General features: G+C 72.3%; 17 protein-coding genes and 2 pseudogenes. 10 read left to right on the forward strand and 9 right to left on the reverse strand.

Annotated features, from left to right (window positions below):
• Positions 1-2: 2 nt before the first annotated feature.
• From ACFWYS_RS33230 to ACFWYS_RS33240, 3 genes are read right to left on the reverse strand one after another with little or no spacing between them, the layout of a single operon-like run.
• On the reverse strand, positions 3-1,826 hold the full coding sequence (locus ACFWYS_RS33230) for a sensor histidine kinase (RefSeq protein ID WP_384776766.1): 1,824 nt from the start codon (positions 1,824-1,826) through the stop codon (positions 3-5).
• Positions 1,823-2,518, reverse strand: coding sequence for a response regulator transcription factor (locus ACFWYS_RS33235; RefSeq protein WP_384776768.1), 696 nt, complete (start codon positions 2,516-2,518; stop codon positions 1,823-1,825). The genes ACFWYS_RS33230 and ACFWYS_RS33235 overlap by 4 nt, the downstream gene beginning before the upstream one ends.
• Before the next feature lie 27 nt (positions 2,519-2,545).
• Positions 2,546-3,301, reverse strand: coding sequence for a L,D-transpeptidase family protein (locus ACFWYS_RS33240; RefSeq protein ID WP_384776770.1), 756 nt, complete (start codon positions 3,299-3,301; stop codon positions 2,546-2,548).
• Positions 3,302-3,360: 59 nt separating this feature from the next.
• On the opposite strand from ACFWYS_RS33240, the pseudogene ACFWYS_RS33245 reads away from it, so the two are divergent.
• Positions 3,361-3,711: pseudogene (locus ACFWYS_RS33245) on the forward strand (DUF488 domain-containing protein).
• Positions 3,712-3,733: 22 nt separating this feature from the next.
• Here the strand turns inward: ACFWYS_RS33245 and ACFWYS_RS33250 are convergent.
• Both ACFWYS_RS33250 and ACFWYS_RS33255 read right to left on the reverse strand, forming a co-directional pair.
• Positions 3,734-5,407, reverse strand: a complete 1,674-nt coding sequence (locus ACFWYS_RS33250) for an FAD-binding dehydrogenase (protein ID WP_384776772.1) — start codon at positions 5,405-5,407, stop codon at positions 3,734-3,736.
• A gap of 109 nt (positions 5,408-5,516) precedes the next feature.
• Positions 5,517-6,173, reverse strand: a complete 657-nt coding sequence (locus ACFWYS_RS33255; RefSeq protein WP_384776774.1) for a TetR/AcrR family transcriptional regulator — start codon at positions 6,171-6,173, stop codon at positions 5,517-5,519.
• 145 nt (positions 6,174-6,318) lie between these two features.
• On the opposite strand from ACFWYS_RS33255, the gene ACFWYS_RS33260 reads away from it, so the two are divergent.
• The 4 genes from ACFWYS_RS33260 (at position 6,319) to ACFWYS_RS33275 (ending at position 10,311) form a co-directional block, all read left to right on the forward strand.
• Positions 6,319-6,948 (forward strand): alpha-ketoglutarate-dependent dioxygenase AlkB, encoded by a 630-nt coding sequence (locus ACFWYS_RS33260; protein ID WP_384776776.1) that lies wholly within the window; start codon positions 6,319-6,321, stop codon positions 6,946-6,948.
• A 109-nt stretch (positions 6,949-7,057) separates the two neighbouring features.
• On the forward strand, positions 7,058-8,239 hold the full coding sequence (locus tag ACFWYS_RS33265; RefSeq protein WP_384776778.1) for an acyltransferase: 1,182 nt from the start codon (positions 7,058-7,060) through the stop codon (positions 8,237-8,239).
• A gap of 49 nt (positions 8,240-8,288) precedes the next feature.
• On the forward strand, positions 8,289-9,035 hold the full coding sequence (locus ACFWYS_RS33270; RefSeq protein WP_384776780.1) for an MBL fold metallo-hydrolase: 747 nt from the start codon (positions 8,289-8,291) through the stop codon (positions 9,033-9,035).
• A gap of 40 nt (positions 9,036-9,075) precedes the next feature.
• The gene (locus tag ACFWYS_RS33275) at positions 9,076-10,311 is read left to right on the forward strand and encodes a DUF4032 domain-containing protein (RefSeq protein ID WP_384776782.1); all 1,236 of its coding nucleotides are present in this window, start codon (positions 9,076-9,078) and stop codon (positions 10,309-10,311) included.
• Position 10,312: 1 nt separating this feature from the next.
• Here the strand turns inward: ACFWYS_RS33275 and ACFWYS_RS33280 are convergent, their stop codons facing one another.
• The gene (locus tag ACFWYS_RS33280) at positions 10,313-11,197 is read right to left on the reverse strand and encodes a universal stress protein (RefSeq protein ID WP_384776784.1); all 885 of its coding nucleotides are present in this window, start codon (positions 11,195-11,197) and stop codon (positions 10,313-10,315) included.
• A gap of 61 nt (positions 11,198-11,258) precedes the next feature.
• On the opposite strand from ACFWYS_RS33280, the gene ACFWYS_RS33285 reads away from it, so the two are divergent.
• From ACFWYS_RS33285 to ACFWYS_RS33305, 5 genes are all read left to right on the forward strand, one after another.
• On the forward strand, positions 11,259-11,615 hold the full coding sequence (locus ACFWYS_RS33285) for a VOC family protein (RefSeq protein WP_384776786.1): 357 nt from the start codon (positions 11,259-11,261) through the stop codon (positions 11,613-11,615).
• 133 nt (positions 11,616-11,748) lie between these two features.
• Positions 11,749-13,425, forward strand: coding sequence for an FAD-dependent oxidoreductase (locus ACFWYS_RS33290; protein WP_384776788.1), 1,677 nt, complete (start codon positions 11,749-11,751; stop codon positions 13,423-13,425).
• Positions 13,422-14,861, forward strand: coding sequence for an ATP-binding protein (locus tag ACFWYS_RS33295; RefSeq protein ID WP_384776790.1), 1,440 nt, complete (start codon positions 13,422-13,424; stop codon positions 14,859-14,861). The genes ACFWYS_RS33290 and ACFWYS_RS33295 overlap by 4 nt, the downstream gene beginning before the upstream one ends.
• Entirely contained in the window at positions 14,858-15,211 is a 354-nt protein-coding gene (locus ACFWYS_RS33300; RefSeq protein ID WP_384776792.1) for a UBP-type zinc finger domain-containing protein, read from the forward strand. Before ACFWYS_RS33295 ends, ACFWYS_RS33300 begins: the two co-directional genes overlap by 4 nt.
• Before the next feature lie 52 nt (positions 15,212-15,263).
• The gene (locus ACFWYS_RS33305) at positions 15,264-18,203 is read left to right on the forward strand and encodes an AAA family ATPase (RefSeq protein ID WP_384776794.1); all 2,940 of its coding nucleotides are present in this window, start codon (positions 15,264-15,266) and stop codon (positions 18,201-18,203) included.
• On the opposite strand, the gene ACFWYS_RS33310 is transcribed toward ACFWYS_RS33305, so the two are convergent.
• From ACFWYS_RS33310 to ACFWYS_RS33320, 3 genes and pseudogenes are all read right to left on the reverse strand, one after another.
• Positions 18,178-19,413, reverse strand: a complete 1,236-nt coding sequence (locus ACFWYS_RS33310; protein ID WP_384776796.1) for an SGNH/GDSL hydrolase family protein — start codon at positions 19,411-19,413, stop codon at positions 18,178-18,180. The genes ACFWYS_RS33305 and ACFWYS_RS33310 overlap by 26 nt on opposite strands.
• A pseudogene (locus ACFWYS_RS33315) lies at positions 19,410-21,785 on the reverse strand (glycoside hydrolase N-terminal domain-containing protein). The gene ACFWYS_RS33310 and the pseudogene ACFWYS_RS33315 overlap by 4 nt, the downstream one beginning before the upstream one ends.
• Before the next feature lie 24 nt (positions 21,786-21,809).
• The gene (locus tag ACFWYS_RS33320) at positions 21,810-23,618 is read right to left on the reverse strand and encodes an alpha-galactosidase D (protein ID WP_384776798.1); all 1,809 of its coding nucleotides are present in this window, start codon (positions 23,616-23,618) and stop codon (positions 21,810-21,812) included.
• Positions 23,619-23,634 lie beyond the last annotated feature (16 nt).

Here is a 23,634-nt window from a genome sequence, read left to right on the forward strand (position 1 = left end):
CCTCACGCGGGCGGGGCCGCGCCCGGCAGCCGCAGGCTGAACACGGATCCGGCGCCGGGCTCGCTCACCGCCTCGGCCGTACCTCCGTGCGCGGCGGCCAGATGCCGGACGATCGGCAGTCCGAGACCGCTGCCTCCGGTACGCCGGCTGCGGGACTTCTCGGCACGCCAGAACCGGTCGAAGACGTGGCGCAGGTCTTCGGCGGCGATGCCCGTCCCCGTGTCGGTGACATCGAGGACGACGTCGTCGCCGTCGCTGCGGGCGGCGAGTGTGACGGTGCCGCCGGCCGGTGTGTGGCGCAGGGCGTTGGAGACGAGGTTGCCGAGGGCCTGGCGCATGCGAACGGGGTCGGCGTCCAGCCAGGGGGCGCCGTCCGCCGTGGTGCGCAGGGCGACGCCGGCCGTGTCGGCGGCGACGCGGTGGGCGGCGGCGACCTGGTCGAGGAGTTCGTCGGCGCGGACGGGCTCGCGGTGCAGGCGCAGGGTGCCGGCGTCGGCGGCGGCGAGATCCTGCAGGTCGTCGATGACGCGCTGGAGGACGAGGGCCTCCTCGTGCAGGGCGGCGAGCAGGGCCGGGTCGGGGTCGACGACGCCGTCGCGGGTCACCTCCAGCCAGCCGCGGATGTTGGTGAGCGGGGTGCGCAGTTCATGGGCGACGTCGCTGACCATCGCCTTGCGCTGGGCCTCCAGTCGTTCCCGGCGCTCGGCGAGTTCGTTGAAGGCCGCGGCGAGGATGCCGGTCTCGTCGCGGGTGGTGACGGGCACCCGCGCATGCAGCTCGGGCGGCTGCTGGGCGGCCTCGGTCAGCGCCCGCAGCGGGCGGACGAGCCGGGTGGCGACGACGGCGGTGACGGCCACGGTGACCGCGAGGACGAGTCCGGCGGCGCCGACGACCTTGGCCTTGTTCGCCGGGGACATGTCGAAGCGGACGGCGGTCGTGTCGCCGCCGCCCAGGAACAGTTCGGCGACGGGGGCGACGTACGGGTCGAGTTGGGCGCGGCGTGCCTCGTCGACGCAGCGGTCCGCATCCCGCACGGCCGTCCGGTCGTCGGTCCCCTTGGTCTTGCCCAGCAGGTAGCGGGCGCCGAGCCGCTGCTCGGTCACGTCGACCGTGACGAACGTGTCAGAACCCGGGTTCAGTCCGCGTCGGTCGAGGCATTTCCGAGCCAGGTCGGACAGGTCGGACAGGGCCTTCTTCTCGGTCGGTGTCGGGGTGTTGAGCAGACCGTCGGCGCAGTCGTCGGGCACGAACCCGCCCGCGACGGGCCCGTCGTGGTCGGTGACGACCGGTCGGCCGCTCGGCGTCTGCACGACGACGGCGTCGTAGCCGAAGCGTGCGAAGCAGCGCTGCCGTGTCGTGGCGAGCTTGTCCAACTTGGCCCGTTCCTCGTCGGTCACCCGGTACGGGCCCACGACCCGGGGGTCGACGCCGCCGCGCTGCGCACCGCGCTCCGTGTTGGTGTCGATGTGCAGGGGGTCGACGGTGGCTGCGGCGCGCGGCGGCAGGGAGGTGCCGGCCGGGGCCGAGTCGGCGATCGTCCGGCGGTCGGTGGTGGTCAGGGCGATACGGCGACCGGTGCGCGCGGACAGCTCACGGACCGTGTCCCCGACGCCCTTCCAGTCCGGGTGGGTCGCGGCATACCCGCTGAGCCGGGCGAGGACGTCCATGTCCTCGGCGAGGACCTGCCCCTGTTCCTCGCGCAGCGCCCGGGTGGTGGTCTCCACCGCCAGCCAGGCCGTGGCCGCCACCGAGCACACGGCGATCAGCACCGAGGCGATCAGCAGCCGGACCAGGAGTCGCTTGCGCAGCGGTATGGGCCGGGTCATCCGCGGCCGCCGCTGAGCTTGTAGCCGACGCCGAACACGGTCAACAGCCGTACGGGGCCGCGGGGATCGGCCTCGATCTTCTTGCGCAGGTTCATGATGTGGACGTCGACGGCCCGCTCGGTGGACGCCCGGTCGGTGCCGCGGGTGCACTCCAGCAACTGCCGCCGGGAGAAGACCCGTTCGGGTTCGGCGACCATGGCCAGCAGGATCTCGAACTCCGCCGGCGTGCACTCCACCTCCGCCCCGTCGCAGCGCACCTCGTGCCGCTCGGGGTCGACGGCGATCCCGGCGGCCCGTACGACGGGGTCCTCCCGCCGCCCGGCGGCGCGCCCGCTGCGCCGCAGCACCGTGCGGATGCGGGCCATCAGCTCGCGCGGGCTGTACGGCTTGGTCATGTAGTCGTCGGCGCCGAGTTCCAGGCCGAGCAGGACGTCGTCCTCCGCCGACCGGGCCGTCAGCATCAGCACCGGGATGTCGTCGTCCCGGCGCAGCACCCGGCACACCCCGAAGCCGTCGATCACCGGCAGCATCAGGTCGAGCACGACGAGGTCGGGCCGCAGCCGCCGGGCGGCGTCCAGGGCGGCCGACCCGTCGTGGACCACGGTCGCGGTGTGCCCCTCCGACAGCAGGGAGCGGCGGATGAGTTCGGCCTGCATCTCGTCGTCCTCGGCGACCAGCACATGTGCGCACACGCGGCGGATCCTAAGCGGTCGGGGACTTCAGCGGGCGAGCGACTTGGCGTCGCCCATGACGACGACGGGACGCAGATCGGGGTCGAGCGTGCGCAGCAGTTCCCTCATGTGCTCGCGTTCGATGCTGACGCAGCCCTGCGTGGGCCCGCCGTGGTCCACGTGCAGCCATATGCCGCCGCCGCGGCCGGCGCCGAGCGGCCGGGTCCAGTCGAGGGGGGTGGTGCCCGGCCGACGGTTGTAGTCGATGGCGATGACGTAGTCGAAGGAACCCGCGAGGGGCTCGCCCTCGAAGCCGGTGCCGTTGATGGTGAATCCGGGGCCCTGGTCGTACGGCAGCCGGGTGCCGGGGTCGCGGAGCAGGCCCCCGGCGTCCGTGAGGGTGAAGACCCCGATGGGCGAGCGCCGGTCGCCGGCCCGGTGGTGGTCGGTCCAGCCGCGCAGACCGTTGTGCGCGGGCCACTCGGCGCGCGCCTCCCAGCCGATGTCGCTGCGTTCGTACAGGACGACCGTGGACCGCGAGGAGTTCCGGCCGCTCCCGGTGACGACGACGGCCTGCCGGGCCTCCGGGGGCACATCGCCCCAGGTCTTCGGGCCGAGGCCGGGCAGTTGCTGCGGGGCCACCTCCAGCGCGACGTCGGGCATGGGCGCGGCCGTCGTGGGCGCCCCGGCCCTGGGCCCGGTGGCGTCCGGCCTGTGGTCCGGCAGCGCCGCGGCACCGCCAACGCAGCCGGTCAGCAGCAGGGCGGCGGCGAGCAGGGCGACACGGGGCTTGTACGTGATCATGGGTCGACCTTGGCGGACACTTGTGAGGAACTCGTCAGGTCCACCGGAAAGGCCCGGCCATGAGCGTCCGTATCCGTCGCGTCTACGAAGCACCCGAGCCCGAGGACGGCGTGCGTGTCCTGGTCGACCGGCTCTGGCCGCGCGGCCTGTCGAAGGACGCGGCCCGCGTGGACGAATGACCCAAGGGGCTCACACCCTCCACGGAGCTGCGGCGCTGGTATCACGCGGGCGAGGGCTCGTACGAGGAGTTCGCCGAGCGCTACGAGGCGGAGCTGGCCGCCCCGGAGGCGGCGGAACTCCTCGGTCGGGTACGGGAGTTGGCGGACCGGGGTGCGGTCACCCTGCTGACCGCGTCGAAGACCCTCGCGGAGAGTCACGCCGCGGTGCTGGCCCGCCTCCTCCAGCCCTGAGGCGACGGGCCGTGCGCCGTCGTCAGGCGGTCTGCCGTGCCGCGGCCCGTCCCGCCGTGCGGCCCGAGAAGAGGCAGCCGCCGAGGAAGGTGCCCTCCAGGGCGTTGTAGCCGTGGACGCCGCCGCCGCCGAAGCCGGCGACCTCGCCGGCCGCGTACAGGCCGTCGATGGGAGTGCCGTCGGTGCCGAGCGCGCGGGAGTCGAGGTCCGTCTGGATGCCGCCGAGGGTCTTGCGGGTCAGGATGTGCAGCTTGACGCCGATCAGGGGGCCGGCGGCCGGGTCGAGGATGCGGTGCGGGGTGGCGACGCGGCCGAGGCGGTCGCCGATGTAGCGGCGGGCGTTGCGGATGCCCTGCACCTGGGCGTCCTTGCTGTACGGGTTGGCGATCTGCAGGTCGCGGGCCTCGATCTGGCGCCGTACGGACTCCGCGTCGAGGAGCGGCTTGTCCGTCAACTGGTTCATCTTCTCGACCAGTTGCTCCAGGTTCGGGGCGGTCACGAAGTCGGCGCCGTTGCGCAGGAACGCGGCCACCGGTCCCGGGGCGCCCTTGCCGAGCACGCGCTCCTTCAGGAATCCGGCGCGGTCCTTGGCGGTGATGTCGGGGTTCTGCTCGGAGCCCGACAGCGCGAACTCCTTCTCGATGATCTTCTGGCTGAGGATGAACCAGGAGTGGTCGTACCCGGCGATGTCGGCGTCGGTGCGCAGATGCCTGAGGGTGCCCAGGGTGTCGTAGCCCGGCAGACACGGGTCGGGCAGCCGGCGGCCCAGGGCGTCGAACCACAGGGAGGACGGTCCGGGCAGGATGCGGATGCCGTGGCCGGGCCAGATCGGGTCCCAGTTCTGCAGGCCCTCGGTGTAGTGCCACATACGGTCGCGGTTGACCAGGCGTACGCCCGCCTCCGCGCTGATGTCGAGCATGCGGCCGTCGACGTAGGCGGGGACGCCGGTGACCATCTCGGCGGGCGGGGTGCCGAGCCGTTCGGGCCAGTAGCGGCGGACGATGTCGTGGTTGGCGCCGATGCCGCCGGTGGTGACGACGACGGCCTGGGCGGTGAGCTCGAACTCGCCCACGTGGTCGCGGTTGGAGGCGACACCGCGGGACGAGTGGTCGTCGGCCAGGACCGTGCCCCGCACTCCGCGCGCGGCGCCGTCCTCGATGACCAGCTCGTCGACCTGGTACCGGTGGAAGAAGGTGAGCAGCCCGTCGCGCGCGGCCTGCTTGGCGTACCGCACGAACGGCTCCACGACGCCCGTGCCGGTCCCCCAGGCGACGTGGAAGCGGGGCACGGAGTTGCCGTGGCCGTCGGCACGCAGGTCGCCGCGCTCGGCCCAGCCCACCGTGGGCAGGAACTTGATGCCGTGCGTGTCCAGCCAGGCCCGCTTCTCACCGGCCGCGAACTCGACGTACGCGCGCGCCCAGCGCACCGCCCAGGAGTCCTCGTCGTCCACCCGGTCGAACTGGGCGCTGCCCTGCCAGTCGTTCCAGGCCAGGTCGAGGGAGTCCTTGATGCCGAGGCGCCGCTGCTCCGGGGAGTCGACGAGGAACAGCCCGCCGAAGGACCAGAACGCCTGCCCGCCGAGGTTGGCGGCGTTCTCCTGGTCGACCAGCGCGACCCTGCGGCCCCGGCTGGTCAGTTCGCTCGCGGCGACCAGGCCCGCGAGCCCCGCTCCGACGACGATGACGTCGGCATCCATGGCGACCGTCCCTTCCCCATACGTTGGTGGCGCCCTGCGGCGCTGTCACTACTCGGTCGTGGCGCTACTCGTCGTGGCGCTGTTCTGTCGGCGCTGTTCTGTGGTGACGCTATTCGGAGTTGGCTCTGTTGCTGGGGGCTCTGTTGCTGGGGGCGCTGCCGTCGGTGAGCAGCGCGGTGAGCAGTTGCTTCAGCCAGGTGCGGGCGTGCTCGGAGTCCTTGTCCAGCAGCAGTTGGGTGGTGACGCCGTCGTACGCGGCGACCACGGCGTGCGCGGCGCTGTCGAGGCCGCCGAGGACGGCGGGCAGTTCGGTGTGGCCCCGCGCCCGGGCGAGCCGTTCGGCGATCGCGCCGCGCAGCCGGGCCCGGTGCTCCAGCAGGGTCTGGGCGACGACCGGTTCACGGGCGGCGTGCACCAGGAAGTCCGTCTTCACCAGGAGCCAGTCACGGTCGAGGAGCAGCACCTCGGTGACGCGGTCGACGGCGGCGGGCACGTCCAAATCCGGCCCGTCGAGGGCCAGCGCCCCGGCCACCTGGTCGGCGATCAGGTCCGCCCGCTCCCGGTAGAGGGCGAAGAACAGCTCGTCCAGGCTGTCGAAGTTGGAGTAGAAGGCACCCCGGCTGTAGCCGGCGGCCTCGCAGACCTCCTCGATGGACACGCGCCCGAACCCCTTGGCGGCGAAGACCGCGAAGGCGGCGTCCAGGAGATTGGCGCGCGTACGGACCCGGCGCTTGGTGACGCGCTTGGTCGTTCCGTCCACCACCATGTCAGGACCTCCGTTCGATACGGAAATGTATCCGATGCAGCGATGTATCAAAAGAGCCGACCGGAGACGGAGACAGCGACAGGAACCGAAAGGGGACAGAAATCGGAATGGGAACAGATTTTCGAATCAGGAGTACGCTGGATCCATGAGCACGCACCTCCAGGCCTCCCTCTTCGACCAGACGGACCAGCTGCGGCTCGGCCCCCTCGACGGGATCCGCCGGACCGAGCTCGGCTTCGGCGCCTGGCTCGATGTGCTGCCCGGCTGGCTGGCGGGCTCCGACGCACTGTTCGAACAGCTCGCGGCCGAGGTCCCCTGGCGGGCGGAGCGGCGCAAGATGTACGACCAGGTCGTGGACGTGCCCCGGCTGCTCGCGTTCTTCGGCCGGGACGACGTACTGCCGCACCCGGTGCTGTCCGAGGCCCGCGAGGCGCTCAGCGCGCACTACGCCGACGAGCTGGGCGAGCCGTTCACCACGGCCGGGCTCTGCTACTACCGCGACGGCCGGGACAGTGTCGCCTGGCACGGCGACCGGATCGGCCGGGGTGCCCGCGAGGACACGATGGTCGCCATCCTCTCCGTGGGAGCCCCTCGTGATCTGCTGCTGCGGCCGATGCGCGGCGGCGGTGGGACGGTGCGTCGTCCGCTGGGGCACGGCGACCTCGTCGTGATGGGCGGCTCCTGCCAGCGGACCTGGGAGCACTGCGTGCCGAAGACCGCACGGGCCGCGGGACCGCGGATCAGCGTGCAATTCCGCCCGGACGGCGTGCACTGAGGCGGAGAGGCGGCCGCCTCGGGTGCGCGCGGGGGCTGCCTCCGGCGGACGGTGCCGGAGGCAGCCCTTCCTCTGGGCGAGGCCCCGACGTGCCCCCACACTGGGGCGGGTGTGCGCGCAAACCCAGGCACCGCCCACCGCTCCCCGGCGCAGCGAGCTGGATGCGCTGCGGGTCCTCGTGGTCCTCGGGCTGGTCTTCTTCCACTCGGCTCTCGTCTTCTCGCCGGACGACGACTTCTACGTCAAGAACGCGGACACGACCGTCGCGGTGACCGTGCTGGCCGGGCTGGCGGTCGTATGGGCGATGCCCATGCTGTTCCTGGTCGCCGGGCTGGGCTCGCGCCACTCGATCCGCCGGCGTGGGCCCGGCCGGTTCACCCGGGAGCGGCTGCTGCGGCTGGGCGTTCCGCTGGTCTTCGCGACGCTCGTCCTGTGCCCGCTCCCCCAGTGGCTGCGGCTGCGGGCCGCCGACCCCGGCTACGACGAGTCGTACGGGCGTTTCTGGCTGCGTTTCCTCACCGTCCGCCCGGACCCGGCCGACTTCCCCTTCGTCCTGGAGGGGGAGCACTTCGAGACCGGCCATCTGTGGTTCGTCGTGCTGCTGCTGACCTTCAGCCTGCTCCTCGCCCCGGTCGCGGCGCCGCTCGCGGGCTGGGCCGAGCGCATGGGGCGGGCGGTGGAGCGGCGTCCGGCCCTGCTGCTCCTGCCCGTGCTGCCGCTCGCCGTGATCAACGCGTTCCTCGGTATGGAGGAGGGCTTCGCGGGCTGGAACCGCTGGGCCTACCTGGTGTTCTTCCTGTTCGGCTATGCCCTCGCCGATGACGGACGTGTCCGTGTCGCGCTGCGCCGGCTCGCCGTGCCGGTGGGCGTGGCCGGGCTCGTGCTGTTCGCGGGGACCGCGCCCGGGTTCCTGTCCCTGGACGACCCGTTCACCGAGGTCAGCCCGCTCGCGCTGGTGACGCGGGCGGTGTTCGGGGCGGCGGGCTGGTGCTGGGTGGTGGCGATCCTCGGGCTGCTGGACCGGCCCCGGGAGATCCGGGCGCCGTCGCGCGTGATGGTGTACCTCGGGATCGCCGCGCTGCCCGTGTACGTGCTGCATCAGCCGGTCGTGGTCGCCGTCGCGTACGGCGCGGTGGGCTGGTCGGCGCCGATCGTGGTCAAGTACGCGGTGATCGTTACCGGTTCGCTGGTGGTGATCCTCGGTCTGTACGAGTGCCTGGTGCGCAGGACGCGACTGACGCGGTTCCTGTTCGGTATGCGTCCGGGCCCGGCGAACCCGATTTCATCGTGATCTGCTTTGCTGTCTCCGTCGGGCACGGAACTCACCAGGCGGGACGATCATGCGGGCAGATGTGCAGCAAGTCGCGGACGGCACCTACTTGGTGCACGGCAGCAACACCAACTGGGTGATCCTGACGGAGGGCGACGCGGTCACGCTGATCGACACCGGCTACCCCGGGGACCGGGCCAAGCTGCTCGCCTCGCTCACCGAGGTGGGGACTGCGCCGGAGGCGGTGAAGGCCGTACTGATCACCCACGCGCACACCGACCACCTGGGCAACGCCGAGTATCTGCGCGCCACGTACGGCACGCCGATATACCTTCACGAGGCCGAAGTGCCGCACGCCCGCCGGGAGTTCCTGCACCAGGTCGACGTCGGCACGGTCCTGAAGAACGGCTGGCGGCCGGGCGTGCTGCCCTGGGCCGTGCACGCCATCCGCTCCGGCGGCACCGCGCACGTGCCGGTCACCTCCCCCGAGCCGTTCCCGTCGGCGGGCCCGCTGGACCTGCCCGGCCGTCCCGTCCCGGTGCACACGCCCGGCCACACCGACGGCCACTGCGCCTACCACCTGCCCGACGCCGGGGTGTTGATCGCCGGCGACGCCCTGGTCAGCGGCCACCCCACCTCGCGGCTCAAGGGCCCGCAGCTGCTGCCGGACATGTTCCACCGCGAGCGGACCCAGGCCCTGGCCTCGCTGGACGTGCTCGAAGGCCTCAAGGGCGACGCACTGCTGCCCGGACACGGACCGCTGCACCGCGGCTCCGTACGGGAAGCTGCTCTTCAGGCCCGGGAGCGTGCGCTCTAGGGTGAGGTGACGATCACCGCGAGGCGAGGACGAACGGCCCATGGCACTGCAGATCAGCGCGACGAATCCGGAGCATCCCGCGCTCCTGCTGGAACTGCCCTGGCAGGTGCCCCTGGAGCAGTGGCCGGAGGAGGTCCTGGTCCCGCTGCCGCGCGGTATCTCCCGGCACATCGTGCGCTACGCCCGGGCCGGCGACGAGGTGATCGCCGTCAAGGAGCTCGCCCAGCGCCCGGCGTTGCGCGAGTACGAGCTGCTGCGCGACCTGGACCGGCTCGGCATCCCCGCGGTGGACCCGCTGGCGGTGGTCACCGGCCGCACCGACGCCGACGGCGGCCCGCTGGAGTCGGTGCTGGTCACCCGGCATCTGCGGGGCTCGCAGCCGTACCGCTCGATGTTCGAGACGACGATGCGCCCGGCGACCATGCACCGCCTCATGGACGCGCTGGCCGTGCTGCTGGTCCGCCTGCATCTCGCCGGGTTCGCGTGGGGCGACTGCTCCCTGTCCAACACGCTGTTCCGGCGCGACGCGGGCGCCTACGCCGCGTATCTGGTGGACGCCGAGACCGGCGATCTGCACCCGCAGCTCAGCGCCGGGCAGCGCGACTACGACCTGGAGCTCGCCCGGGTCAACATCAGCGGTGAGCTGCTGGACCTGGAGGCGTCCGGGGCGCTGCACCCCTCGGTGGACCCGATCGAGTTCGGCACCGAGATCTGCGCCCGCTACCAGGGCCTGTGGGAGGAACTGACCCGCACCTCGGTGTACCCGGCGGGCAAGTACCACTACATAGAGCGCCGGATTCGCCGGCTGAACGAGCTCGGTTTCGACGTGGCCGAGATGCAGATCGAGCACGCGGCGAGCGGCGACACGGTCACCTTCGTGCCCAAGGTCGTGGACGCCGGTCACCACCAGCGGCAACTGCTGCGGCTGACGGGCCTGGACACCGAGGAGAACCAGGCCCGCAGGCTGCTGAACGACCTGGAGAGCTGGATGGCCACCCAGGACGACTACGCCCCGGGCGACCCGCTGGGCGCCCGCCCGGAGGTGCTCGCCCACCGCTGGGTGCGCGACGTCTTCCGTCCCACCGTGCGGGCCGTACCGCTGGACCTGCGCGGTTCGGTGGACCCGGCCGAGATCTACCACGAGCTGCTCGAACACCGCTGGTACCTGTCCGAGCGGGCGCAGCACGACATCGATCTGGCCACGGTGGTCGAGGACTACATCGAGAACATCCTGCCCAAGGCCCGCGAGACGCTGCAGCCGACCACGTCCGACTGACTCAGTCGTCGTGCGGTACGACGGCCACCGGGCAGGGCGCGTGGTGCAGGACGCCGTGGGCCACCGAACCGATCCGGGCGCCCACGGCGGTGCGGCGGGCGCGGCGTCCGACGACCATCAGCTGGGCCCGTCCGGTGACCGAGAGCAGCACCTGCCCGGCGCTGCCCATCTCGACGTGCTCCACGACATGGACGTCCGGGAACCGCTCCCGCCACGGCTGCAGCGCCTCGCCCAGGGCCTTCTTCTCGAACGGCTCCAGTCCCCCGGCGTCGTCGAGGAGCTTCAGCGAGGCCGGGCTGTAGGCGAACAGCGGCGGCAGCGTCCAGACCCGGACGGCACGTACGGTCGCGCCGCGGGCCGTGGCCGTCTCGAACGCGAGCCGCAGCGCGGCGGCGCTGTCGTCCGGGTCGCCCTGCTGGCCGACGACGATCTCCCGGCCGGCGGCCTCGGCGGACGGCTCGTCCCCGGCGCGTACGAGGACGACGGGCCGGGTGGCCCCGGCGATGACCTGCTGTCCGACGGAGCCCAGCAGGAATCCGACGACCGCGGCGTGGCCCCGCGAACCCAGCACCAGCATCTCGGCGTCCGCCGCCGCGGCGACCAGCGTCTCGGCGGGCCCGCCGTCGAGGACGTCGGTGATGACCTCCAGCCCGGTATGCCGCTCGGTGACGGAGCGGGCGGCCTCCGCCAGCCCGTCTCGCACCCACTGGGCCTGGGTGTCGGCGTCCTTGGCGAATGGCGCGTCGATCGCCTCGTGCGGCTGGAACCGCCAGGCGTGCACCACCCGCAGGGCGAGCCCGCGGCGGACCGCCTCCCGGGCGGCCCAGGCCAGCGCGGCGAGGCTCTCCTCGGAGCCGTCCACCCCTGCCGTGATCGGACGCGTCATTCCGGCTGCCTCCTCGTGAAGTGGTCATGTCGTCGCCTCCAGTCTTCACTACCCTGCGGACATGGCACTGGAATGGGAGCAAGTGGTGGTGGACGCTGCCGATCCGGTGGCTCTCGGCCGCTGGTGGGCCGAGGCCCTGGGCTGGGTCGTGGTGGGCGACGCACCCGACGAGTTCGAGATCCGGCCCGAGAAGGACCGGCTGCCGGGGCTGCTCTTCGCCCCCGTACCGGAGGACAAGACCGTCAAGAACCGCCTCCACCTCGACTTCCGGCCCGACGATCAGCGGGCGGAGGTCGCCCGTCTCCTCGCCCTCGGTGCGCGCCACGCAGACGTCGGGCAGAGCGGCGACGCGTCCTGGGTCACCCTGGCGGACCCCGAGGGCAACGAGTTCTGCGTGCTCGCCCCGCGGCGCGGCTGAGCACGACCGCCTCCCGCATACCCGAGCGAAGCGGGCGGATCGAACATACGATGGGGCCGAGTCGGCGCGGCGCCGATGCCATCCGGACACCTTCGCCGTGCCGAGAACGCGAACTCTCGGGGTGGGGAGACGTATGGCACAGGCCGCCGACGCAGCGCGGACCGTCATCCTGACCGTGGACGACGACCCGGGAGTGTCCCGGGCGGTCGCCCGCGACCTGCGGCGACGCTACGGCCAGTCGCATCGGATCGTGCGCGCGGAGTCCGGCGAGTCCGCGTTGCAGGCGCTGCGCGAGCTGAAGCTGCGCGGCGATCTCGTGGCCGTGATCCTGGCCGATTACCGCATGCCGCAGATGAACGGCATCGAGTTCCTCGAACAGGCCCTGGACGTGTACCCGGGGGCGCGGCGGGTGCTGCTGACCGCGTACGCGGACACCAGCGCGGCGATCGACGCGATCAACGTCGTGGACCTCGACCACTATCTGCTCAAGCCGTGGGACCCGCCGGAGGAGAAGCTCTATCCGGTCCTGGACGACCTGCTGGAGGCGTGGCGGCGCAGCGACTACCGGCCGGTGCCCAGCACCAAGGTGGTCGGGCACCGCTGGTCGGCGCGCTCCTCGGAGGTGCGGGAGTTCCTGGCCCGCAACCAGGTGCCGTACCGCTGGTACTCGGCCGACGAGCCCGAGGGGCAGCGGCTGCTGGCCGCCGCGGAGCAGGACGGGCAGCGGCTGCCGCTGGTGGTCACCCCGGACGGGACGCCCCTGGTGGCGCCCGAGGCTCCCGAGCTGGCCGCGAAGGTGGGGCTGGCGACGACGCCGACCGCCGACTTCTACGACCTGGTCGTCATCGGCGGCGGACCCGCCGGGCTCGGCGCGGCCGTGTACGGGGCGTCGGAGGGCCTGCGGACCGTGCTGGTGGAGCGGTCGGCGACAGGCGGACAGGCCGGGCAGAGCTCCCGGATCGAGAACTACCTCGGCTTCCCGGACGGCGTGTCGGGCGCCCAGCTCACCGACCGGGCCCGGCGGCAGGCGGCGAGGTTCGGCGCCGAGATCCTCACCGCGCGCGAGGTCACGGGCCTTGAGGTCAGCGGCGCCGCCCGGATCGTACGGTTCTCGGACGGCTCCGCGGTCGCCGCGCACAGCGTGATCCTGGCGACCGGCGTGTCCTACCGGCAGCTGCAGGCGCCGGGCTGCGACGACCTGACCGGCTGCGGGGTGTACTACGGCTCGGCCCTGACGGAGGCCCCGGCCTGTCAGGGCCAGGACGTGTACATCGTCGGCGGCGCCAACTCCGCGGGGCAGGCGGCGATGTATCTGGCCCGGGGCGCGAAGTCGGTGACGCTGCTGGTGCGCGGGGAGTCGCTGTCGGCGTCCATGTCGCACTACCTGATCCAGCAGATCGAGGAGGCGCCGAACATCTCGGTGCGCCCCCGCACGGTCGTCGAGTCCGCGCACGGCTCCGGCCGTCTGGAGCGGCTGACGCTGCGCGACGTGGACAGCGGGCAGACCGACGAGGTCGACGCGCAGTGGATGTTCGTGTTCATCGGCGCGGCCCCTCTGACCGACTGGCTGGACGAGACGGTGCTGCGCGACGAGCGCGGGTTCATCCTGGCCGGGCCCGACCTGACCGCCGACGGGCGGCCGCCGGCCGGCTGGGAGCTGGACCGGCCGCCGTACCACCTGGAGACCAATGTGCCCGGTGTGTTCGTGGCGGGCGACGCGCGCGCCGAGTCCGCCAAGCGGGTCGCGTCCGCCGTCGGAGAGGGAGCCATGGCCGTGATGCTCGTCCACCGTTATCTGGAGCAGTCATGAGCGGGCGGTTGATGCCGTGCGAGCCCGCGGAGATCGGCTCGCTGTTCCTGTTCGAGAAGCTCACCTCCGAGCAGCTCGGCCGGCTGTGCAGCGAGGGGCGGGTGGAGAAGTTCGAGCCCGGACCGGTGTACAGCGAGGGCGACCCGGCCACCTGCTTCTATGTGATGGTCGAGGGCACCGTCGTGCTGTCCCGGCGGGTCGGCGCGGACGACGTGGAGGTCAACCGCACCTCCCAGCGCGGGGTGTACTCCGGGGCCTGGCAGGCCTATCTCGGGGACCGGGTGCCGCAGGTCTACAACAGCTCGATGCGGGTCACGGAGCCGACGCGGTTCTTCGTGCTGCCCGCCGAGACCTTCGCCGCCGTGATCCAGGAATGGTTCCCGATGGCCCTGCATCTGCTGGAGGGCCTCTTCTTCGGTCAGAAGAGCACACAGCTGGCCATCAACCAGCATGAACGGCTGCTGGCGCTCGGCTCGTTGTCCGCCGGCCTCACCCATGAGCTCAACAACCCCGCCGCCGCGGCGGTACGGGCGACCGCGACGCTGCGCGAGCGGGTCGGCAAGATGCGGCACAAGCTGGCCGTCATCGCGCAGGGTTCGTACTCCCCCGAGGTCATGGCGAACCTCATCGACATCCAGGAACGCACCGCCGAACGCGTCGCGAAGGCGCCCACGCTCAGTCCGCTGGAGGCCGCCGACCGGGAGGACGAGGTCACCGACTGGCTCGACGACCACGGTTTCCCGGACGGCTGGCGGATCGCACCCAACTTCGTCCAGGCCGGTATCGACGTGGACTGGCTGGACCAGGTCGCGACGGCGGTGGACGAGGAGATCCTGACGAACGCGATCGGCTGGCTCAACTACACCGTCGAGACCGAGCTGTTGATGGACGAGATCAACGACTCGACCACCCGTATCTCGCATCTGGTCGACGCCGCCAAGCAGTACTCCCAGCTCGACCGCGCGCCCTTCCAGAACGCCGACGTCCATGAACTCCTCGACAGCACCCTGCTGATGCTGTCGGGCAAGATCGGCCCGCAGATCAAGGTCGTCAAGGAGTACGACCGTACGCTGCCGAGGATCCCGGCCTACCCGGCGGAGCTCAACCAGGTATGGACGAACCTGATCGACAACGCCGTCTCGGCGATCAGAAGCGCGGGCGGCGAGGGGACGTTGACGGTGCGGACGGCGCCGGATCACGACCGGCTGCTGGTCGAGTTCCGGGACACCGGGGTCGGTATCCCGCCGGAGAACCGGGGGCGGATCTTCGATCCCTTCTTCACGACCAAACCCGTGGGCGAGGGCACCGGGCTCGGCCTCGACATCTCCTGGCGGATCGTGGTCAACAAGCACCACGGCACCATCCAGGTGGAGTCGGAGCCGGGTGACACCCGGTTCCAGGTGCTGCTTCCGCTCACGTCCGAGGAGGCTTCATGAGCAGCGTCAACGGCATCGACGCAGATGTTCCGCCGAGCGGCGGCGGGTGTGTGGAGTGCGACGAGGCCGGCGGATGGTGGTTCCATCTGCGGCGGTGTGCGCAGTGCGGGCATGTGGGGTGCTGTGACAGTTCGCCCGCGAAGCACGCGACCGCGCATTTCCGGGAGACCGGTCATCCGTTGGTGCAGAGCTTCGAGCCGGGCGAGATGTGGTTCTGGGACTACGGCGCGAATGAACTGTTCGAGTCGGGGCCCGAGTTGGCGCCTCCGGCGAGTCATCCCGCGGACCAGCCCACGCCGGGGCCCGCGGGGCGGGTGCCGGACGACTGGGCGAAGACGCTGCGTGCCTGACGGCTCGGAACGGGCCAGAGGCGCTGTCCGTGGCAAGTGACAGGATGGCTCCGTGTCGCAGACCTCATTCAGTACGCCGCTGATCGGGCGGGAAGACGAGCTCGCCCGGCTTTCCGGGATGCTGGAGCGCGCCCGGGGCGGGGAGGCCGGGGCCGTACTGGTCGCCGGGGACGCCGGGGTCGGCAAGACCCGGGTGCTGGACGAGGTCGCGGGGCGGGCCGCCTCGGACGGGATGATCGTGCTGTCCGGGCACTGTGTCGATCTCGGTGATGTGGGGCTGCCGTATCTGCCGTTCACCGAGGTGCTCGGGGTGCTCGCCGGTGACGAGCGGTTCGCGGGCGTGCTCGGTGCCCATCCCGTGGTCGAGCGGCTGCTGGGCGGCGGGACCGACGCCGTGAGCGACCGGCTGCGGTTGTTCGAGGGCATCGCGGGGCTGCTGGCCGAGCTCTCCGGCATCGCACCGGTGCTGCTCGTCCTGGAGGATCTGCACTGGGCCGACCAGTCGTCGCGGGATCTGCTGCGGTTCCTGCTGAGCCGGGGCATCCTCCAGCGGCCCGCGGGCGGTGCGCCCGCGTCCCGGCTGGCCGTGTTCGCGTCCTACCGTGCGGATGATCTGCATCGGCGTCATCCGCTGCGGCCGCTGCTGGCCGAGCTGGTGCGGCTGCCCGCGGTCGAGCGGCTGGAGCTGCGGCCCCTGGGCGATGCCGAGGTGGCCCGGCTGGTGCGGTCCGTGCAGGAGCGGCCGCTGCCGGACGGCACGGTGCGGCGGATCGTCGAGCGGGCCGAGGGCAACGCCTTCTACGCCGAGGAGCTGGTCGCGGCCACGGACACGGACTTCGGCGGGGTGCCCAGCGGGCTGGCCGACGTTCTGCTGATCCGGTTCGAGCAGCTCTCCGACACGGCCCAGCAGGTGCTGCGTACGGCCGCCGTCGCGGGGCGCCGCGTCGGGCACGATCTGCTGCGGGAGGCCGTGGGCATACCGGAGGACGAGCTGGAGTCGGCGTTGCGTGAGGCCGTCGGGCGGCAGTTGCTCGTGCCCGGCGACGGCGACACCTACGCCTTCCGGCACGCGCTCGCGCGCGAGGCCGTGTACGCCGACCTGCTTCCCGGCGAACGGGCCCGGCTGCACGGCACGTTCGCCCGGCTGCTCGCCGAGCGCGGCCGTCCGGCCGAGACGGCGGCGGAGCGCGCCCACCACTACCGCGAGAGCCACGACCTGGCCGAGGCGCTGGCCGCCTCGCTGGAAGCCGCCGACCACGCGCACGGCGTGGGCGCGCCCGCCGAGGAGCTGCGGCATCTGGAGGCCGCCCTCGACCTGTGGTCGTCGGTGGAGCCGTCGGCACGGCCCTCGGGCGAGGGCGACGACCGGGTGACGGTCACCCTGCGCGCGTCGGCGGCGGCCGCGCACGCCGGGGAGTCGCACCGCGCGGTCTCCCTCACCCGCTCCGCGCTCGCGGGCGTCGACCAGGACACCGACCACGAACTCGCCGCCCGCGTGCGGTACACGCTGGCCGGCAATCTGATGAGCGTCGACAGCCTGACGGCGGCCTACGCCTACAGCAGTGAGGCGCTCGCCCTGATCCCGGCCGACCCTCCGTCGCGGACGTGGGTGTGGGCGGCGGCCACACATGTCCTGGCGGCCCGCCACGTCGGGGAGAACGAGACGGCGCTGCGCGTCGCCCGAGAGGCCCTGCGGATCGCCGAGCAGCTCCAGGTGACGGATGCCCGGGCGGATCTGCTGATCTCGCTGGCCACGCTGGAGGGCGGCCGGCGCAGGCCGGAGGGGCGCGAGCGGCTCCGGGAGGCCTGGGAGCTGGCGCGGCAGGCGGGCACCGCGCCGGTGGAGATGCGCGCCCTGTTCAACCTCGCCGTCGGCTGCTTCGAGTCCGGCGACCTGGAGGAGTGCCTGCCCTGGCTGGCGGAGGGGCTGGACCGGGCCCGGCGTGCGGGGTTGCTGTCGTCGCTGTATCCGCTGGAGATGCGGTATCTGCGGCTGTTGGTGCTGTACACGCTGGGCCGCTGGGACGAGTGCCTGCGCTTCGCGGCGGCCGACGCCGAGGTGCTGCCGGCGGCGGGCGGTTACACGGTCGCTCCGGCGCTGTACGTCGCCCTCGCGCGCGGTGACTCGACGGCCGTCGAGCGAGCGCGTGCCCTGCTGGAGGGGCCGTTCGACTGGATGGGCACCCTGGTCGCGGGCATCGCGCTCACCGACGCCGCGGCGCTGCGGGGTGACGCGGAGGCGGCGGTGGAGCGGATGCGGTCCACGGTCGAGGCCCTCACCGACGACAAGGGCACGCTCCCCCATGTCACGGTCCGGCTCGCCGCGCTCGCGCTGTCCGCGGTCGCCGACCGGGCCGCCGAGCTGCGTCTGACGGGTGACGCGGCGGGGGCGCGCCGCTGGGCGGACACGGCGACCGAGCTGGTCGAGCCGGCGCGGACGATGGCCCGGTGCGGCGAGGAGGGCATCCCGCAGGGCCCGGAGGGGATGGCGTGGCTGGCCCGCGCGGAGGCGGAGTGGACGCGGGCCGTCGCCGGTCCGGACGTCCGGGCGTGGGCCGAGGCGGTGGAGGCCTTCGGGCACGGCGACGAGTACGAGCGGGCGCGGTGCCGACTGCGCCTGGCCGAGGCCCTGTTGGCGGCCGACGACCGGGAGGGGGCGGCCACCGAGGCCCGGGCCGCGCGCGAGACCGCTGTGCGGCTCGGGGCGACTCCCCTGCTGGAGCGGCTGAACACCCTGGTCCGCCGTGGCCGCCTCGCCGAGCCGGCCGCCGACGGCTCCTCGCCGCTCACCGCCCGCGAGCAGGACGTGCTGCGCCTCCTCGCCCTCGGCCGCAGCAACCGGCAGATCGGCGAGGAGCTGTACATCACCGGCAAGACGGCGAGCGTCCATGTCTCCAACATCCTCGCCAAGCTGGGCGCCGCGAGCCGTACGGAGGCGGTGGCGATCGCCTACCGGCAGGGGCTGATCACGCGCGAGGAGACGGTGGGCTGACGGTCTGTCGCCGCCCGGTCCCGCAGTCCAGGGCGGTCAGGTCGACGGCGTCGGCCATCGCCTGCATGCCCTTGTCGTTGGGGTGTATGTGGTCGCCGCCGTCGAGTGCGGGAAGCATCCTCGCCCGGTCGTAGGGGCTGCGCAGAACGCGGTCGAAGTCGGTGACGGCGTCGAACCGGCCGCTGGTGCGGAGGAAGGCGTTGACCTCCTGCCGTACGGCCTCGGCGGCCGGGTCCCATTCGTGCCAGCCCTTGAAGGGGCCGACGGTCGCGCCGACGACGCACTTGCCGGCCGCGTGCACCCGGTCGGCGATCGCGCGGTATCCCTCGATCAGGTCCTCGGCGGTGACGCCGGTGTGGGCCTTGATGTCGTTCACGCCCTGGAAGAGGAACACGGTCCGCACACCCGGCTGGGACAGCACGTCCCGCTCCAGCCGGTTCAGGGCGCTCTGCCCGGGACCGTCCGCGAGGACCTTGTTCCCGGCCATCCCCTCGTTGGCCACGCCCTTCACCGCCGTGTCCGCCCGTTGCAGACGGCGGGCCAGGTAGTCGGGCCAGCGGCGGTTCAGTTCCGAGGTCGACTGCCAGCCGTCGGTGATGGAGTCGCCGAGCGCGGCCACCGCCGCGGTGCCCGCGGGGGCGCGCACGGAGACGGCGTCGAGGTAGAACCAGGAGCCGGTCGGGACGGTCCAGGCGGCGCCACTCTCCTCGGCGGTGTGGTCGCCCTTGCTGGCGTACGACGTCTGCAGGGCCATCCAGTGGCCGCTCGCCGGGCCGCCCGCGTCGGGGCTGTGCACGCTGACGACGAGGTTGGTCGCGGCGGGCAGTCTGCCGGGCAGCGGGTCGCTCCACACGGTGCTGCCCGCCGGCAGGGTGACGGTGCGGGCACCGTCGAAGGTCAGGCGTCTGTTGCTGCCGGGCCGCAGCTCGGCGCCCTGCTTCTGGAGGCCGGCGTAGACGCTGTCGAAGGTCAGCGGCCGGTCCCCGAAGGCGTTGGAGAGCCGGACCCGGACGCCGGTTCCGCCGACGCTGGTGTGCACGACGAGCCGGTAGCCGCGGCCCGCGACACCGTCGCCCATACGGTCGGCGCTCGCCGCCCAGGTGATGACGCCGCTGGCGTCGGCGGGCGCCGCGGCGGGCGTCTCCCGGGGCGCGGGCTGGCAGGCGACGAGCGTCAGCAGGACGGCGACGGGCACCGGTGCGGCCCTCACCGGGCGAGGTCCTTCAGCGTGACGGACGCGCCGAGCTGCAGGGTGACCGTGCGGGAGGCGCCGCCGTACGCGACGGTCGTGGTGCGGCCGCCGACGCTGTGGATGCGGGCCTCGGTCGGTCTCCCGTGGCGCCAGCGCAGGTCGACCTCGAAGCCGCCCCGCGCGGGGACGCCCTGGACGAAGCCCGAGGCGGACCAGGCATCGGGGAGCGCCGGGAGGAGTTCGATGTGTCCGGGTCGGGAGTACAGCAGCATTTCGACCATCGCGGCGGGCGTGCCGAAGTTGGCGTCGATCTGGAAGATGCCCCGGTCGGGTTCCACCTCGTAGATGTCGAAGAGGTTGGGGGCGGTGCCGTTGCTGCCCCCGGTCGAGGGGCGCAGGTTGTTCACGACCAGTTCGTAGGCCCTGTCCGCGTCCTTGAGGCGGGCCCAGCACAGGCTGCGCCAGGCGTTGGCCCAGCCGAAGCTCTCCATGCCGCGTGCGGTGAGCAGGGCGGTGGCGCCGGCCACCACGTCGGCCGGGGTGGAGCCGTCGGGGCGGATGCGGTCGCCGGGGAACAGTCCGACGAGCGGGGACAGGTGGCGGTGCGTGGTCTCCCCCAGGTTGTCCGGCGACATCCACTCCTCCAGCCAGCCGGTGGTCGCGCTGACCTGTGGCAGGTACAGCTTTCCGCGCAGTGCGGCAATCGTCTCGGCGTACTCGGGGTCCCGCCGCAGCTCGGCCGCCGCGGTGCGGTAGTGCCCGAACAGCGCCCACACCAGTTCCTGAGCATAGGTGATCCCCTTGGCGTCGAGCGGGCCGTGCTCGGGCGACCAGTCGCTGTCGGCGATGAGCACCTCCCGTGAGCCGCCGGGGAGGGTGGTGGTGAGCAGCCGCGCCTCCCAGAACTCGCAGGCGCCCTTGAGCAGCGGGTAGATCTTCCTCAGGTGCTCTCGCGATCCGGTGTACTCGTAGTGCTCCCACAGGGTGGTGCACAGCCAGGCGTTGCCCGCCGGATGCCACCACCAGCCGCCTCCGCCATGGGGGTTGGTGGAGATCGCGACGGTCCAGCCGGCGTTCCTGCCGGTGGAGTTGCGGTAGCGGTTGCGCGGGTCGTCGAAGAGGCGGCGGGTGAGGTCGGTCCAGGACGGCAGCTGGGCGAGGCAGTAGTCGGTGAGGGCGTCGAAGCAAGGCGCGAGGCCGGTGCGGTCGGCCATCCAGTAGTTCATCTGGATGTTGATGTCGGTGTGGTAGTCGCCCATCCAGTCCGGGTCGTTGCCGTCCAGCCACAGGCCCTGGAGGTTCAGCGGCAGGCTGTCGCGCGAGCCGCAGATCATCAGATAGCGGCCGAACTGCAGGTAGGCCGCCTCCATTTTCGGGGTCGGGTTCACGGTCGCGGGCGCGGGCGTGCAGGCGCTCCCAGGTGTCCAGCTCGCGTTGCGCGTCCGTGGACGTGCCGAGGGAGAGGTCGAGCCGTCCGTACAGGGCGCGGTAGTCGGCGACGTGGGTGCGCTTCAGGGCGTCGGCGGGCTCCGCGGCGGCGGCGCGCACCTTGGTACGGGCGAGTCGCTCGGGGTCGAGGGAGGGGTCGCGGAAGCCGGCTGCGGCATCGGGCGCGTAGTTGGTTCCGGCGCTCACGACGACGGTGAGGTCCTTGCAGCCGGTGAAGTCGATGCGGGTGCCGTTGACGGTGACTTTGCCGCCGCTGCCCGGGCGCTGACGGCGGCGCCGTAGCGCAGGCCGTTGGGGAGGGCGGCGCCGAACGATACGGCGGCGGTGGGGTGTTCGCCGTGGGTGCCGGTCAGGGTGAGGGTGCCGGTGTAGTGGCCGCCGCCGCTCTGGGTGAAGTGCAGGACGATGACGTCGTCGGGGTGGCTGGCGTACATCTCGCGGTGGTAGGTGACGCCGGAGCTGACGTAGGAGGCGGCGACCAGGCCCTGGGCGAGGTCGAGGGTGCGGCGGTAGCCGCCCACGGCGCCGAGGTCGTGGTCGGGGAGGTCGACGGTGAGCCGGGCGAGCAGCGTGAACGAGCCGAAGTCGGAGCGGCCGTAGGGGAATTGGCCGTCCTGGTCGAGGGTGTCGTTGAGGCCGCCGGTCCACAGGGTGGTGTCGGTGATCAGCAGCAGTTCGCGGCCGGGGTCGTTGCTCGCGAGTGCTCCGATACGGCCGTTGCCCAGGGGCAGGCCCTGTTCGATCAGCGAGCCCTCGTCGCCGGGGGCCTGCCACCACAGCCGGTGCCGGGCGGCGTCGGCGGGCAGCGGGACCTCGGCGGGGCGGGCGGGCGTGGCGGAGGCGGTGAAGGTGGGGAGGGTGCCGAGGGCCGCGGCGAGGCCCGTGGTGGTGGCGAGGGAGAGAAGGGTTCTCCGGCTCGGCTCGTCGGGGCTGGGCTTCATGGCGGCTCCGGGACTGGGGGGAGGTCAGAGAGACTTCGGTACGTCGATCCGGTCGATGTCCGGCGCGTAGCCGGTCCCGCTGTCGAACGTGATCGTGTTGGTCCCGGCCTTCAGCCGCACCGGCACATGGACGCTGTTCACCGTGCCCCAGTCGCCCGTGGCCGCGAACTTGTGCGAGGTGGCACCGTCCGCGTTGGCCGAGACCAGGACCGAGCGGGAGTCTCCGCTGACGTAGGCGACCTTGAGTTGATAGGTGCCGGTCTTGGGCACCACGACGTCGTTGACGGTGACCTTGCCGCCGCCGTAGAGGTTGCCGGTCTTGCGGCCACCGGAGCAGGCGGCGCAGTCGGCGGCGGAGGCGTTGCCGCTCAGGGTGCCCGCCTCGGCCTCGTAGGCGGTCCAGGTGAGGTTCGTGCCGCGCGGGGTGACGGTGAACAGGCGGGAGCCGTGCGCCGGGAGCGCCTGGGTGATCCTGTCGGTGTGGGTGCCGAGGTTCTCCCTGTTCCATGCGTCGCGCACCGAGGCCTTGCCCTTGAAGCCGAGGGTGGGCCAGTTCGCGGTCACTGCGGCGGGTGCGTCGGAGAGGTTGAACAGCGCCACGGTGTAGGTGCCGTCCGGGTTCTTCGCGGCCCACACCTGCTGCGGGTCGGATGCGGTGACGGGCTCGGCGGGCGGGGCGCTGCTCTGGTTGATCGCGATGACCTCGCGGTTGGTGAGCAGGGACAGGCCGTAGGAGTCGAGCCGGGTGAGGTCGTCGCCGGTGAAGAGCGGGGACTTGGCTGTCGCCCACAGGGTGGCGTAACTCTGCCGCTCGGCCTTGGTGAGGCCGTCCATCTCGCCGTTGCCGACGTTGAGGGAGTCGAGGTCGTTCCAGCCGCCGGGGCCGGCGTGGCCGGTCCAGGCGGGGGCGTCGTCCCAGCGGTCGTCGACCGAGTTCTCCCAGCTGACCAGGGTGTTGCAGTAGCACTCGACGTCGGTGTCGATGCGCCAGCCGTTGGAGTACTTCTTCCAGTCCTCGACGTGCCCGTAGTCCAGGGACCAGGACAGCTCCAGGTGGATCGGGCGGGCGGCGGTCCTGATGGCCTTCTGCCAGGCTGCGACGTCGGCGACGTTGTTGTAGTTGTCGCCGCTCTTGGACGAGCCGGGGCCGACGCCGTCGAGCTTGAGGAAGTCGTAGCCCCAGTCGGCGAACAGCTGTGCCTGGGAGTCGATGTACTTCTGCGCGCAGGGACCGGAGAAGTCGATCTTGTAGGCGCTGTCCCAGCCGTTGGTGGTGCGCAGGTCGTCGTGGACGATGTCGCCGGTCGTGCAGCCGTCGGCGTTCCGGATCGGGGTCTTTCCGCCTCCGTACGCGCCCTTCTCCAGGCCGACCGGGAGGTAGATGCCGGCTTTGAGGCCCTTGGCGTGGATGCGGTCGGCGACGGCCTTCATGCCGCTGGGGAAGCGCTCCGGGTCGGCCTTCTGCCGTCCGTACTCGTCGTACCGGGGCTTCCAGGACCAGTCCATCCACCAGCCGGCGTCGATGTTGACGTACTCGTAGCCGTACTTCTTCAGCTTGGCGGCCATGGCGTCGGTCTGCCGGGTGACGTTCGCCTCGGAGAGGTAGCTGTAGTCGCCCTTCGGGTTGAGTCCCGGGTACTTCGACGACTGCATGGTCCAGCTCGTCCAGCCCATGTAGGGCTTGGCGGCCAGGGTGGGGGCCGGGGCGGCCGGGGGCTCGGTGGTTTCGGCCCGTGCGGCGGGGACGGCGGTGGTGACACCGGCGGCGAGGGCCAGGACCACCAGGGCTCTCAGGGCGCGTGCGGGCATGGCGGAGTACGAGGATGACCGCATGGGTCGTGCCTCCTGG

The organism is Streptomyces sp. NPDC059010, from assembly GCF_042740355.1.
GTDB lineage: Bacteria > Actinomycetota > Actinomycetes > Streptomycetales > Streptomycetaceae > Streptomyces.

What these genes read in the sequence shown, in the direction of transcription:
- ACFWYS_RS33230 (WP_384776766.1), bottom strand. Translation starts at nt 1,826, where the DNA reads ATGACCCGGCCCATACCGCTGCGCAAGCGACTCCTGGTCCGGCTGCTG.
- ACFWYS_RS33240 (WP_384776770.1), bottom strand. Translation starts at nt 3,301, where the DNA reads ATGATCACGTACAAGCCCCGTGTCGCCCTGCTCGCCGCCGCCCTGCTG.
- ACFWYS_RS33250 (WP_384776772.1), bottom strand. Translation starts at nt 5,407, where the DNA reads ATGGATGCCGACGTCATCGTCGTCGGAGCGGGGCTCGCGGGCCTGGTC.
- ACFWYS_RS33255 (WP_384776774.1), bottom strand. Translation starts at nt 6,173, where the DNA reads ATGGTGGTGGACGGAACGACCAAGCGCGTCACCAAGCGCCGGGTCCGT.
- ACFWYS_RS33260 (WP_384776776.1), top strand. Translation starts at nt 6,319, where the DNA reads ATGAGCACGCACCTCCAGGCCTCCCTCTTCGACCAGACGGACCAGCTG.
- ACFWYS_RS33270 (WP_384776780.1), top strand. Translation starts at nt 8,289, where the DNA reads ATGCGGGCAGATGTGCAGCAAGTCGCGGACGGCACCTACTTGGTGCAC.
- ACFWYS_RS33275 (WP_384776782.1), top strand. Translation starts at nt 9,076, where the DNA reads ATGGCACTGCAGATCAGCGCGACGAATCCGGAGCATCCCGCGCTCCTG.
- ACFWYS_RS33280 (WP_384776784.1), bottom strand. Translation starts at nt 11,197, where the DNA reads ATGACGCGTCCGATCACGGCAGGGGTGGACGGCTCCGAGGAGAGCCTC.
- ACFWYS_RS33285 (WP_384776786.1), top strand. Translation starts at nt 11,259, where the DNA reads ATGGCACTGGAATGGGAGCAAGTGGTGGTGGACGCTGCCGATCCGGTG.
- ACFWYS_RS33290 (WP_384776788.1), top strand. Translation starts at nt 11,749, where the DNA reads ATGGCACAGGCCGCCGACGCAGCGCGGACCGTCATCCTGACCGTGGAC.
- ACFWYS_RS33295 (WP_384776790.1), top strand. Translation starts at nt 13,422, where the DNA reads ATGAGCGGGCGGTTGATGCCGTGCGAGCCCGCGGAGATCGGCTCGCTG.
- ACFWYS_RS33300 (WP_384776792.1), top strand. Translation starts at nt 14,858, where the DNA reads ATGAGCAGCGTCAACGGCATCGACGCAGATGTTCCGCCGAGCGGCGGC.
- ACFWYS_RS33320 (WP_384776798.1), bottom strand. Translation starts at nt 23,618, where the DNA reads ATGCGGTCATCCTCGTACTCCGCCATGCCCGCACGCGCCCTGAGAGCC.